The organism is Dyadobacter flavalbus (assembly GCF_006149045.1).
GTDB lineage: Bacteria > Bacteroidota > Bacteroidia > Cytophagales > Spirosomataceae > Dyadobacter > Dyadobacter flavalbus.
In genome coordinates this window covers 68,386-82,571 of sequence record NZ_VBSN01000023.1, presented here as the reverse complement: position 1 = coordinate 82,571, position 14,186 = coordinate 68,386, and the positions used below count along the sequence as shown (strand labels likewise).

The window sequence follows — 14,186 nt, the reverse complement described above, 5'->3', positions numbered from 1 at the left end:
CCGGCATTCTGCCATTTACTTCACTTTGTTTACGTCCGGATGGTGTGTTCGAGCACTTTTTGTGCTGACGAAATCTTTATTGGCTATTATTGCTCCTGTCAAAATATTATTCAGTATTTAAAAATACATTCAAGCAAATTTTATTTTACATTGCGTACTATATGTGGCTTTAATTACTTCCATAATGTATATCGCCCAAATATTAGATTAGTGCAATCTAAATATTTAAAATATATTGCTTGTATTGATTATTAATTATAAATTTCCTGAAAATTTAATTCACCAAATTAACCTATGGAAAAAAGTGTACTACGATTGCTGCTGGCGTTTCTCGTGGCAGTAATTTTTGTTTTACCATCAATCGCCCAAGACCGGCAGATTACTGGAAAGGTTATTGATGAGAATAGGGCAGGTCTTCCCGGTGCAAACGTTCTTGTGAAAGGAACAACGCGGGGCACGACTACGGATGCCGACGGTAACTTTACAATCAGTGTGCCACCAACCGAGACATTCCTGACTGTTTCTTCTGTTGGCTACACGCCGAAAGAAATCAGTGTGACAGCGTCAATGACCACTGTGGAGGTAAGTCTTGATCCGGATGTACGAAATCTTGGAGAAGTGGTTGTAACGGCACTTGGTATCGAAAGAAGCGCCAAGTCACTTACTTATGCAACTCAGAAAATTGACGGAAAGCAGCTTACGGATGTCCGTGATGCGAACTTCGTGAACACGCTTTCGGGAAAAGTGGCCGGCCTTGTGGTGACACAAGGAGCCAGCGGCCCGGGATCGGCTACACGCGTTGTGCTTCGCGGTAACCGCTCTATTTCAGGAAGCAACAATGCCTTGTTTGTTGTGGACGGCGTACCGATCGACAATACGGTGCAAGGACAGGTTGGAAGTGACTTCGGAGGAACCAACGGAAGTGACGGAGCTGCAAACATCAACCCGGACGACATCGAGTCGATGAACGTACTGAAAGGTGCGGCTGCCTCGGCACTTTACGGTAGCCGTGCTGCGAATGGTGTCATCATGATTACAACCAAAAGAGGTACAGCAGGCCGGGTAAGTGCCAATATCAATTCCGGTGTAGTGATAGAAACACCTTTTGTACTGCCCAATTTCCAGAATACCTACGGCCAGGGAAATGGCGGTACGGCATCTGCGACAGCCAGCGGAAGCTGGGGCGCTGTAGCCACTGCATATCCTGACAATGTGAAGGACTTTTTCAGAAATGCACTGTCTACAAACAATTCGTTCGGTATTTCTGCCGGAACGGACAAAGTAACGACTTATGCATCTTATGCTTACAACAATAATCAGGGTATTATCCCAAATAATGATCTGTCGAGGCATACATTGAACCTGCGTATCAATACGCAGTTGTCGAAACGTTTTTCAACGGATGCCAAAATTACTTATACCAACCAGGTGATCAACAACAAGCCGCGGTCGGGAGAAGAAAGTGCGATTATCATGAACCTGTACAAAGTTCCGCGCAATGTGGATCTTAACACGTATAAAAACTACGAAGATGAAAACGGCGAGCCAACTTACTGGACTACATCTTCCATTTATATGAATCCTTACTGGACACTCAACAAAACCACTGATTCGGAAAAACGCAACAGGACTATTGTACTGGGATCTGCCAAATACAATCTGACGGACTGGCTGAATGTTCAGGGAAGAATAAGCTTCGACCGTTATGACGACCGTGTAACCAGAAGCTGGGCCAACCGTACCCTTTTATTTGCCGGACCGGGCGGATCGTACCAGGATTATTCGGTTGCCATCGTTGAACGCAATATGGATGTGATTGTTTCAGGGAACAACAATGTAGGAAGCAACTTTGCGCTGACGTATAACTTCGGGGCCGGACAAACTTACAAGCGTTACTCACAGGTAGGAGCCAATGCAAACGGCTTGCTTGTACCTAACAAATTTGATTTGTCCTTTGCCACGGCACTGACGCAAATTGCCGGTTTCTCTGAAAAAGAACTGCACTATGTTTTTGGAACGGCTTCTTTCTCTTATAAAGACTTCTTTACAGTAGATGCAGCTGCCAGAAATGACTGGTCGTCTACGCTGCCAAAGCCATACTCGTATTTCTATCCGTCATTCGGAGCGAATATTGTGCTTTCCGATGCATTCCAGCTTCCTGCCGTTATCAGTTTTGCCAAATTGAGAGGTTCATGGGCGCAGGTGGGTAACGATACGGACCCGTATCAGCTTAGCCAGACGTATTCATTTACACAAGGCGGAACGGGCGGATTCATTTACCGCGACCCGACACAGCCTGCATCCAACCTGAAACCGGAAATTTCTTCTTCTACAGAATTCGGTCTGGATCTGCGTTTGTTCAACGGAAGATTCGGTGTTGATGTTACTTATTACAATTCCAATACGGTTAACCAGTTGCTCAGATTAAGTCTTGCTCCTGCTTCGGGTTTCTCGGATCAGTTTATCAATGCCGGTAAGATCAACAACAAGGGAGTGGAGCTTTCGCTGACAGCCAAGCCTTTGAAGAGCGATAACTTCAACTGGGACATGACGCTGAACTTTGCAAGAAACAAAAACACCGTTGTAAAGCTTGACCCGAATATCAAGATTTCACCACTTTCTGGTGGTTTCGGACGTACAGCAACGCCGGTCGTTTCAGAAGGCGGATCGTACGGAGACCTTTATGCACAGCGCTGGGCTGTGGATGCGCAGGGCAGATACATTGTGACTGCACCGGACGCAGAGGGTAAAAACGGCGGAAAACCGGTTGCTACTACGGATAACCAGTACATCGGAAACTTCAATCCAAAATTCACTGCCGGATTCAACAACTCTTTCAAATACAAGAGATTTGTCGGAAGCTTCCTGATCGACGGACGTTTCGGCGGTGTGATGACTTCCGGAACGCAGGCCAACCTGGCGTCGGACGGAACGGGCGACTTCACAACCGAACACCGCGAAGGCGGCTGGATTTTGCCGGGTGTAACTTCCACTGGCGAAGCCAACAACACGCCGATCAATGCAGAAACTTTCTGGACAACGGTTTCCGGCGGACGTTACTCCTGGGGCGAATTCTTTACCTATTCTACGACCAATGTTCGTCTGAGGGAAATTTCATTGGGATATGAGATTCCAACCGGTGACAAGTTCTTCATCAAAGATGCGCGCCTGTCTCTGATCGCCCGTAACCTGTTCTTCTTCTACAGAGGCTACGCAACCATGGACATTCCGGGCATCGAAAAACGGAAACTGCCGTTTGATCCGGATGTTAACCTGGGTTCAAGCAATTTCCAGGGTGTGGAATACGGAAATTTACCATCAACAAGAACCATCGGATTGAATCTTAAATTAGGATTCTGATTTTAACCACTCTTTCGATTTAACAAATGAAAATGAATCATAAATTCAGGAAAATAGCAATTGCAGGATTGATCATGGGTTCTGCAGGCCTCTGGCAGGCTTGTACCGGTGATTTCGAGGAAATGAATACCAGCAAAACCAAACTGACGGCTTTGGGTGAGGATGAATTGCCGTTTCTCTTTTCAAGGGCTGAACAACAGGCTTCCTATTCAAGCGGTACGTACCAGATTGCCCAGAACCTGTTTGCCGACTTGTATGCGCAGTACTATGCAACGTCTGCAACCTATTTCCCTTCCGACCGGTATGTCATGCGTTTTGACTGGCTTACCGGCCACTGGAACCCGATTTATACACAGGTTGTACCGCAGCTGAGAACGCTTTTTGAACAAACCGACCCGGCATCTGCTGAATATGCGCTGGCGAATGTGATGTGGGTTTATGCTTTTCACCGCTTGACGGATTATTACGGACCGGTTCCTTATTCCGAGGCTGGAAAACCTGCCTTAAGTGTGAAGTACGATGCACAAAGCGACATTTACAAAGACTTTTTTGTAAGGCTGGATGCTGCTGCAAACGCGCTTAAAGCCAATGCAACGGCCAAACCGTACGGGAATTTTGATCTTATTTACAAAGGCGATGCGGCCAAATGGCTGAAATTTACCAATACGCTCCGTCTGCGCCTGGCATTGAGGATTTCAAAAGTGGATCCTGCAGAAGCAAAGAAACAGGCTGAAGCGGCGGTTGCCGGCGGTGTCATGACGGATGTTGCCGACGATGCCTACATGGTTAAAAACCTGGCCGGTGACGATGCCAACGGGTTGAGCCGGATTGCAGTCTGGAACGAATTCCGCATGAGTGCATCGATGGAATCGGTACTGAAAGGTTACGCGGATCCGCGTATCGGAATTTACTATCAGCCAGCAACAGCAACCGGAACTTACGAAGGTTTGAGAAACGGTTTGACTGCGGCTGAACTGGCGCTTGCGAAAAATGGAAACAATGATAATTCCAACGTAGGTACAAGATGGGTAACAGGCTCGGGCGCTGCATGGAACACGAATTTCACCACGCCTCAGGACATCATGCATTCGGCAGAAGCTTACTTCCTGCGTGCAGAAGGTGCCTTGAATGGCTGGAACATGGGCGGAACTGCCAAGGAATTTTATGAAAAGGGAATCGCTGCATCCATGGCGCAGTGGGGCATTACAGGTGCAGCCGTTACTGCTTACATCAACAGCTCCGCAGTGCCTGTTGCACCGGGCGATCAGCAGAATTCTCCTGCATTGTCCAACATTCCGATCAAATGGGATGAAGCTGCTTCGGAGGCTGTTAAACGTGAAAAAATCGGTACGCAGAAGTGGCTGGCGCTGTATCCGGACGGTATGGAAGCATGGGCTGAATACAGAAGAACCCGTTTCCCGAAACTGTATCCGGTTGTGAACTCTGAAAACGAAGATGTACCGAAAGGTGCTGTCCTCAGAAGGATTCCTTTCCTTACTTCCGAAAGACAGACAAACGGTGCGGCTGTTCTGGAAGCCGAAAAATTATTGGGTGGTCCTGATAAAGCAAGTACGCCTTTGTGGTGGGATAAAAACTAACCTCGGGCAATGCTTTGAGTGTAGGCAAAAGGCGGGCAACATGCCTGCCTTTTTGCTGTTTTATAAAGTACTGTATTTTTAATGATCAAAAATATATCAAGGACTGCTGCCTGTTTGCTGGTTTTACAGCGTTTTTTAATCTTAAAAAAGTTTACAACAGATTACATGAAAAAAAGCTGCATACTCGTTCTTCTGATCTTCCTGCTTGCTTCCTGCCAAAATAAAGACACGCTTTTCACGCTGCTGAAATCCGGCGATACCGGAATAGAATTCAATAACTTTATTGATGAGGATGCAGCCAATAACGTTCTGGAATACGGCTATTTCTATAACGGCGGAGGCGTGGCGGCAGCCGATTTCAATAACGACGGTCTGGTGGATCTTTACTTTACCGGGAATATGGTTGCCAACAAACTGTACCTCAACAAGGGCGATTTCAACTTTGAAGATGTTTCTGAAAAATCCGGTACGGCGCTGAATGAAGGCTGGAAAACAGGCGTTTCGGTTGTGGATATTAATGACGACGGATGGATTGATATTTACGTATGCCGGGCAGGCGCTCAGGACCCCAGACTGAGAAGCAAGCTGCTTTATGTGAACAATGGAAAAACGGCCGACGGCATTCCGACTTTTACCGAAAAAGCCGCTGAGTACGGGCTCGACGACCGTTCTTACACGACACAGGCCGTCTTTTTTGATTACGACCGCGACGGCGATACCGACTGTTTTCTTTTAAATCACTCGGTTCAGAAATATGCGGGTTTCAGTAATCTGCTGGGAAGCTACCGCGAACAGCGGAATGAAGCATACGGAAATAAACTTTTACAGAACAACAACGGGAGATTTTCCAATGTAACGGATTCGTCCGGGATTGTTTCCAACGTGCTGAGCTTCGGGCTCGGCATCAACGTCAATGATTTTAACAACGACGGATGGCAGGACATTTACATTTCCAATGATTATAATGAAAATGATTACTTATACCTCAATCAAAAGAACGGCACGTTCAGGGAAGTAATCCGTGAAGCAACCGGCCACGTTTCGCTGTATTCCATGGGAACGGATGCGGCAGACCTGAACAATGACGGCCTGACCGATATTCTGACGCTGGATATGCTTCCTGCTTCCAATGAACGCATTAAACTGACTGCCGGAGACGATAATTACGACAAATACCAGCAGTTGCTACGGGCGGGTTTCCACGACCAGACCATGCGCAACATGCTGCAGCTGAACAATGGCGTCAATGCCGGCGGCGTTCCGGTTTTCAGTGAAATCGGGCAACTCGCAGGCGTTTCCAATACGGACTGGAGCTGGGCGGCGTTAATGGCCGATTTTGACAATGACGGCTGGAAAGACATATTTGTTTCGAACGGATATGCAAGGGATTACACCAACATGGAATTCCTGAAATACTCGACGGATATTCAGCTGGAAGCCGGAAAAGGCGGCAAAGCGCCCACGCAAATGGACATTATCGAGCAAATGCCGCCGATCAACGAGCCGGATTATATTTTCCAGAACCGGAAAAACCTGACTTTTGCCAAAAGAATAACGGAGTGGGGATTCGAGGAAAATAACCAGTCCAACGGCGCCATTTATGCAGACCTCGACAATGACGGCGATCTGGATCTGGTTACCAATAATGTGAATCAGAAAGCTTTTGTGTACCGCAATAATGCAGAAACCAAGCTGACGAACAAGTCGCTGAACATAAAGCTGGAATCGCCAAAGTACGCTTTTCTGGCCGGGACAAAAATTACGCTTTACTCGGATTCACTGACACAAGCGCAGAACTTTATGCCCGTCCGCGGTTTTCAGTCGGCGCAGTGGGAACCGGTTCATTTCGGATTGGGCAATAACCCGAAAATAGATTCGCTGACTGTGCTTTGGGCGGATGGCAGCAGTCAGACAATAAAAGATCCGAAAGCAGAGAAGCAGCTCGTTCTGAAATATACGGATGCCCGGAAAGGTCCGGATTTTTCCGAAAGCAAGCCGCAGGTTCTTTGGGAAGCTGCAAACGGAATTGATTTCAGACATGCCGAAGATCCGCGCAATGATTTCAGGATCCAGACGCTTTTGCCAAACATGCTTACGTATCAGGGGCCGCATCTTGCACAAAAAGACCTGAACGGGGACGGAACAGACGATTTCTACATCGGCGGCGGACGCGGGCAAGCCGGCGCTTTGTTCATGAGCGAAGGCGGAACGTTCCGGAAAGTATCGCAGGAAACCTTTGAAAAAGACGCTGCTTTTGAAGATGCCGGAATGGCCTTTTTTGACGCAGATAACGATAAGGATTTCGATTTGCTGGTGACCAGCGAAGGTTACGAACTGAATGCCGGCGATCCTTTGCTGATGCCGCGCTTATATATTAATGATAACGGAAAGTGGCGGAAAGCCGATTTTCCCGCAGTTGGGCCAAATGCTTCTGCGGTAACCGTTGCCGATGTGGATCATGACGGCGATATGGATATTTTTCTGGGTACCAGAGTAAATCCGGGCCGGTTTCCTGAAAGTGCGGGCGGTGTGATTCTGGTTAATGAAGGCAAAGGTAAATTTACTGATGCTACAAAGAAACTAGCCCCGCAGCTTGCAAACGCAGGCATGATCACCGATGCGGCATTTCAGGATCTGAACAAAGACGGATTTCCCGAACTGATTCTGACTTCAGACTGGAAACCCATTCAGATTTTCAGTAATAACAAGGGAAAATTGGACGATGCAAGTGCGGCATGGGGAACGTCGGCGCTGAACGGCTGCTGGAACGTGATCCGGCCGGCCGATCTGGACGGCGACGGCGATATGGATTTCGTGGTCGGAAATATGGGAACAAACTGGCAGTGGAACGTGACTTCATCGCAAGGTTTATCGCTGTATGCCGCCGATTTTGATAATCTTGGGCGTATTGTTCCGGTTATCAGCGTTACGGAAAACGGCAAGGAATATCCGTATGCAAGCCGCGATGAATTACTTGATCAGATTCCGTCCCTGAAAAAGAAATACTCCAATTACGTCACGTATTCCAAGGCAACCTTAACGGACATCCTGCCGTCGGACAAGCTGAGCCAGGCGCAAAAACTCACGGCCAGGGAATTCAGAAGCGGTATTCTGGAAAACAGGAATGGCAAACTGATTTTTCATGCACTGCCCGTTCAGGCGCAATTTGCCCCGGTTTACGCCATTGCATTGCACGATGTGAATGCCGACGGAAAACCGGATATCATGCTTGGCGGGAACCTGAAACAAACGCGAGTAAGGATCGGGAAAAATGACGCAAGCCTTTTACAGGTTTTTGTGAACAAAGGAAATAGGACGTTTGAATACATACCGCAGGCACAAAGCGGACTTTATGTGAACGGCGATGTCCGCGATCTGGCGGTGTTTACACAAGCCGACAAAACGTTTCTGATTTCAGCGATCAACAATGCGGAACTGCAGACGTTTCAGCTAAATAAAATGAAACTGAAAAAATAATTTCTGAAATGAAAAGCCGGAGCGGCAGGAGATATAAATTTCTTGCCGCTTTCAAATAAAATAACTTAACTAAGTTTTAACTTCAACCTTTGTTGAAGTTTTTTCAGTTACAAGCAGATCTTTCCTTTTCCTGATCGCCGGCATTTTTCATAATGAACATAAAAGCCTGTTGTAATTCTTTTTTTCTGATTGTCATTCTGTTGGTTCAGCAGTTTACTGTTAATGCGCAGCAGCCGTTGTTTCAGTTGCTGAATTCCAGACAAACCGGAATTGATTTTGTAAATACGATCAGCGAGGATGAAAGGCTGAATGTAATGGCTTATGAATATTTCTACAATGGCGGCGGCGTTGCGGCGGGCGATATCAACAACGACGGTTTCGAAGATCTTTTCTTCACTTCCAACATGGGCGCCAACAAACTGTATCTCAATCTCGGAGCTACAAAAGGGCAATCATTGCGGTTTAAAGATATAACTTCCTCGGCCGGAAAAGGGCTGGAAGGACGAAAGGACGGCTGGAAAACAGGCGTCACCATGGCGGATGTAAACGGCGACGGCTTGCTGGACATTCATATATGCTACTCCGGTAAAGTGGAAGATGAAAAGCGGAAAAACCAGTTGTTCATTAATCAGGGAAATCTGAAATTCATTGAGCAGTCCAGAGAATACGGACTCGATAACATCAGTTACAGCACGCAGGCTGCATTTTTTGATTATGACAACGACGGCGATCTGGATATGATGCTGCTGAATCACAGCGTCAAGAAGATTGATAACATGGAACTGGCCAAGTTCAGGCAGGAAACGGACGAACTGGCGGGTAACAAACTGTTTGAAAACCGGAACAATCATTTTACCGAAGTAACGCAGAAAGCCGGGATTCATCAGTATCCTTTGACATTCGGGCTGGGCATGGCTATTGCGGATGTTAATCAGGATGGCTGGCAGGATATCTACGTCACCAACGATTACAACGAGCCGGATTACCTCTATATCAATAAAAAGGACGGGACTTTTCAGGAAGTAACGCAGCAGTATTTCCGGCACCTTGCGCAGTTTTCCATGGGCATTGACATCGCTGATTTCAATAACGACGGCCTGCCCGACATCATGTCGCTGGATATGCTTCCTGAAGATAATCAGCGGCAGAAACTGTTGCAGCTTCAGGAAAATTACGAATCCTTTGAGTTGATGATGAAGCAGAACCTTTACAAACAGTACATGCGCAATATGCTGCAGCTCAACAATGGTGACGGTACTTTCAGCGAAATCGCGCAGATTTCAGGCGTTTCCAATACCGACTGGAGCTGGAGTCCGCTTTTTGCCGATTTTGACAACGACGGTTTCAAGGATCTTTTTGTTTCAAACGGTTATTTCCGGGATTATACCAACAAGGATTTTCTGAAATACTGGGGCGATTACAAGGTCCGAAGAGCCGTGGACAAAGAAGCCGTACAGTTAATGGATCTGGTGAAAGCCATGCCTTCGACCAAACTGGCCAACTATATTTTCCGCAACAACCGCGACCTTACTTTCAGCAAAATGCAGCAGGAATGGGGTTTGCAAACGCCGTCCGTTTCAAGTGGGGCCGTATATGCGGACCTCGATAATGACGGCGACCTTGATCTGGTTGTAAATAACATCAATGACCCGGCTTTTGTTTACCAGAATACAGGTGCAGAGCAATCCGGAAATGCATGGATTCAGTTGAAATTAAAGGAAAAAACAGGCAACAGAAATGCTGTCGGCGCGAAGGTTTATGTATTTTCAAAAGGCATTCAGCAATATCAGGAAGTAAACCCGAACCGCGGATACCTTTCGTGCACGCCGCTGAGGCTGCATTTCGGTTTGCAAAAAAGTTCTTCCGTCGATTCTGTAAAAATCATCTGGCCGGACCATCATTTTCAGGTTTTGAAAGATTTGAAAACCAATCAGCTGCATGTCATTGAAAAAAGTGACAGGCCGGAGAAGTACATGGCTGCAAATCCGAAAACGGAGCCGTTTTTCAAAAAGGCGGAATTTGGCGTTGCGTATCAGCACGAAGGTTTCAATGAAAACGATTTCAAACGGCAGCCTCTAATGCTTTCCATGTATTCGCAAACCGGGCCGGTGATTGCCAAAGGCGACGTGAACAAGGATGGACTGGAAGATATTTTCGTCAGCGGCGATCAGAGCAAGCAGGCGAAAATCTGGCTGCAGCAACCAAGCGGGACTTTCAGTGAAATGCCGGATTTTGCAGTTGGCGACGAAAATGTTTCGGCAACTTCGGCGGCTGTTTTTTTGGATGCAAACGGCGACGGCTTCGACGATCTGTACATTGCCAAAGGCGGTTATTCCCTTTTTGAGCCCAACACCTTTTCTCTTCAGGATGAAATTTATCTCAATGACGGAAAAGGAAAACTGAACCTTTCCGTTTTGTCATTGCCCAATCTGAAAGCAAGCAGCAAATCCTGCGTACGTCCGTTTGATTACGATAAGGATGGCGATCAGGATCTGTTCATCGGCGGGCGCATTATTCCGGGCCGTTATCCGGAAACGCCGGTTTCCTATCTGCTTGTCAATGACGGAAAAGGGCAGTTTACAGTAAAGGATTCGCCTTTTTTCAAGATCGGAATGGTGACGGACGCGCAATGGACGGATTTGAACGCAGACGGAAAAGCGGAACTGGTTATATGCGGAGAAATGATGCCGATAAAAGTGTTTTCGTACAACGGAAAAGATTTTGATGATCAGACATTGCAGTATTTTCAGGAAGAAGAACCCGGTTTCTGGTCTGCACTGAAAATAGAAGATCTTGACCAGGACGGCAAACCGGATATCGTGGCCGGAAATCTCGGGCTCAATTCGCAGATCAAGGTTTCGGCCAAAGAGCCCGCGGAACTTTATTTTGCAGATTTTGACAAGAATGGCTCGATTGATCCGTTTTTCAGTTTTTACATTCAGGGAAAATCGTACCCGTTCGTCAGCCGCGACGAGCTCAACGATCAGATTTATCCGATGCGCAGGAAATTTCCATATTATAAAGATTACGCAAATGCTTCCATTACGGACGTTTTTTCAGCGGAAGAACTAAGCAAGGCGACAAAGCTTGAAGTGAAAGAAGCGCGTTCTGTTTGTTATTTTCAGCGAAATGGAAAATTTGAAAAAAAGATATTGCCCGTTCAGGCACAATTTGCGCCCGTTACTTCCATTCTGGCCGAGGATTTCAACGGTGACGGAAAAAAGGATTTGCTGCTTTTGGGAAACAAAACGGATAACCGGCTGAAACTCGGCAGTATGGATGCCAATTACGGCTGTTTGCTCGAAGGAAACGGAAAGGGTGATTTTACTTACGTAAATCAGTCTGTTTCAGGTTTGTCAGTGAACGGAGACGTAAAATCGCTTGTCCGGATGCAGGTTGGTAAAGCGCCTTGTATTGTAATCGGGGCATTTAACCATTCCTTGCAGTTTTATAAAACACAGAAAAAATAATGCGCGGAATAATAGTCTGTATTTTGTTTTTATGCCAGTTTGCTTTTGCAGAAAAGGCAAAGAACGATATTCGCGTGCACTTGCAGCCGGCGGTATTTTCGGTTACCATGGTCATGATCCACGACGTTGTGAACCCGCCTGCCGCCAGCCGGTTTTATACGTACTGCATGCTGGGCGCATATGAAATCGTGGCGCAGAACAACAAGGAAATCGTTTCGCCGACCGCATTTATCAAAAGCATTGAACCGCTGAAAATCGAGGCTGCATCAGGGTATGATTACCGCATGGCTGCATTGTATGCCATTCTGGAAACCGGGCGGCTTATTCTGCCGTCGGGATATATGCTGGAAGAAGACCAGAAAAAACTGGTTATTACATTGCTGAGGGACGGGCATTCACAGAAAAAAATCGATGAAGCCATTGCGGTCGCACAGGAAGTTTCCAAAAAAATAGCAGCGAACGCAGCAACGGACGGCTATCTGAAATTAAGCACCAGAGTAAGGTACAGACCGAAAAAAGGCGATGCATACTGGTACCCGACACCGCCGGGCTACATCGAAGGCATTGAGCCGCACTGGAAAACGATCCGGCCGATGCTCATCGATTCCTGTAACCAGTTTGTGCCGAAACCTCCGGTTGCGTTCAGTAAGGACAGCACCAGCGAATTTTACAAACTGGCGCATGAAGTGTATGCAGTGGGTAAAAAAATGAATGAAAAAGAACGGTTTATTGCTTCTTACTGGGATTGCAATCCGTTTGCGATCAATACTTCCGGGCATATGTCCATTGGTTTCAAGAAAATAAGCCCGGGCGGGCACTGGATGAATATCACAGGCATTGTAACGACCAAAGCCAACCTGGATCTGGACAAAGGCATTATGGTGCATGCGCTGGTTGCCGCCACGTTAATGGATTCCTTTATCAGTTGCTGGGACGAAAAATACAGAAGCAGCAGAATACGGCCGGAAACGGTCATTAACCGGTACATTGACCCGAAATGGCAGCCGCTTCTGCAAACGCCGCCTTTTCCGGAATATACGAGCGGCCACAGCGTGATTTCCACTTCCGTTTCCGAAGTGCTGACTTACTTTCTGGGCGACAACTTTGCTTTCCGGGACGATACCGAGGTGATTTTCGATTTGCCGACACGCGATTTCAGATCATTCCGGCAGGCGGCAGAAGAAGCAGCCATTTCGAGGCTTTACGGCGGGATACATTACCGCGATGCCATTGAAAACGGTCAGGCGCAGGGAAAAGCAATTGCCCGCTTCATTATTGAAAAACTTCATAAACAGGGTGTTAAGCCGTTGATCTGACAAATTAACCCTATTGATCAGCAATTTTCCTGTGAAATTGGTAGCTTTGAAACCGACATGCCGCATTGATGTTAAAATGAACAGAATATTCTCCGTCTTCCTGCTGATATTTCTACTGAACTGCATGCAGTTAAGCGCACAGGATGCGGTTATTTCAACGGAATGGAGAAAAGAGCCGGACAGTACGGCAGTCCAGCCGGAAGAAGAAGCCGCTTTTGCAGATCTTTCCAGAATCAGGTTCGGCGTAAACGGCGGTTATGGTTACAGGCTTTTCCGCTCGGGCATCGGACTGAATGCCGCAGATCAGAAATACGTGAAAAACCTGAAATCAGGCATTGCATTTGGCGGTGAGCTGACTTACTTTTTCTGGAAAAAATTCGGTATCGGGCTTCATTACGACCGGTATCTGAGCAAAGCGGAAAACGAAAATGATCTGGGTGAAGATGTGATGATCCAGTTTTTCGGCGGTTCGGTGACGCACCGTTCCGTTTCTAAAAACGGCCGCAATATCATACTGAGTTCCTTACTAGTTGGTTATCAGCCGTATCGCAACTATACATTTGTCGGAAATGAAAACCTGAATTTCACTGCTAACACAATGGGCTGGGGCATAAGCGCCGGCGTTGAACACCGTTTCAGCAGGAAATTCGCCATGAACCTGACAGGAACCGCCATTATGGGCGCTGTTTACAGGCTGAAAAGGGCAACTTCCGTCAATACCGAAATACTGCATTTATCCAAAGACGACAGTGTCGATCTGTCGCGCGTTTCCGTTTCACTCGGGTTCAAAATTTTCTGAAATTCCCGGCTATTTTCCTGAAAGACCTGTATTCAGCTTTGCGCATTGCAAAATCATGCGAAAACCGGAACAGAAATCGTTTTAAAGTTTATAAAAAAGTAAGGGAAAAATAGGATAAAAAAGTCTTCACTATAATTCGCCGTTGCCGGAGAACGAAAATCGGATC

At 46.8% G+C, this 14,186-nt stretch carries 6 protein-coding genes; all 6 read left to right on the top strand.

The genetic code is table 11. The features are described 5' to 3' along the window. Positions 1-294: 294 nt before the first annotated feature. The 6 genes from FEM33_RS03985 (at position 295) to FEM33_RS03960 (ending at position 14,020) form a co-directional block, all read left to right on the top strand. Positions 295-3,360 carry a SusC/RagA family TonB-linked outer membrane protein gene (locus FEM33_RS03985; RefSeq protein ID WP_139010810.1) on the top strand — a complete coding sequence of 1,022 codons (3,066 nt, stop codon included), beginning with the start codon at positions 295-297 and terminating at the stop codon, positions 3,358-3,360. A gap of 32 nt (positions 3,361-3,392) precedes the next feature. Next, entirely contained in the window at positions 3,393-4,958 is a 1,566-nt protein-coding gene (locus FEM33_RS03980) for a SusD/RagB family nutrient-binding outer membrane lipoprotein (RefSeq protein ID WP_310588805.1), read from the top strand. 165 nt (positions 4,959-5,123) lie between these two features. Then, positions 5,124-8,435: a VCBS repeat-containing protein gene (locus tag FEM33_RS03975; RefSeq protein WP_139010808.1), complete on the top strand. Its 3,312-nt coding sequence runs from the start codon at positions 5,124-5,126 to the stop codon at positions 8,433-8,435. Positions 8,436-8,587: 152 nt separating this feature from the next. Then, positions 8,588-11,905 (top strand): VCBS repeat-containing protein, encoded by a 3,318-nt coding sequence (locus FEM33_RS03970; RefSeq protein WP_139010807.1) that lies wholly within the window; start codon positions 8,588-8,590, stop codon positions 11,903-11,905. Then, the gene (locus FEM33_RS03965; RefSeq protein ID WP_139010806.1) at positions 11,905-13,221 is read left to right on the top strand and encodes a vanadium-dependent haloperoxidase; all 1,317 of its coding nucleotides are present in this window, start codon (positions 11,905-11,907) and stop codon (positions 13,219-13,221) included. Before FEM33_RS03970 ends, FEM33_RS03965 begins: the two co-directional genes overlap by 1 nt. A gap of 76 nt (positions 13,222-13,297) precedes the next feature. Further along, positions 13,298-14,020 (top strand): putative outer membrane beta-barrel protein, encoded by a 723-nt coding sequence (locus FEM33_RS03960; protein WP_139010805.1) that lies wholly within the window; start codon positions 13,298-13,300, stop codon positions 14,018-14,020. The last annotated feature ends 166 nt before the right edge of the window (positions 14,021-14,186 follow it).

Excerpts from the sequence above, each read along its gene's own strand:
- FEM33_RS03985 (WP_139010810.1), top strand. The coding sequence starts at position 295 with ATGGAAAAAAGTGTACTACGATTGCTGCTGGCGTTTCTCGTGGCAGTA.
- FEM33_RS03980 (WP_310588805.1), top strand. The coding sequence starts at position 3,393 with ATGAATCATAAATTCAGGAAAATAGCAATTGCAGGATTGATCATGGGT.
- FEM33_RS03975 (WP_139010808.1), top strand. The coding sequence starts at position 5,124 with ATGAAAAAAAGCTGCATACTCGTTCTTCTGATCTTCCTGCTTGCTTCC.
- FEM33_RS03970 (WP_139010807.1), top strand. The coding sequence starts at position 8,588 with ATGAACATAAAAGCCTGTTGTAATTCTTTTTTTCTGATTGTCATTCTG.
- FEM33_RS03965 (WP_139010806.1), top strand. The coding sequence starts at position 11,905 with ATGCGCGGAATAATAGTCTGTATTTTGTTTTTATGCCAGTTTGCTTTT.
- FEM33_RS03960 (WP_139010805.1), top strand. The coding sequence starts at position 13,298 with ATGAACAGAATATTCTCCGTCTTCCTGCTGATATTTCTACTGAACTGC.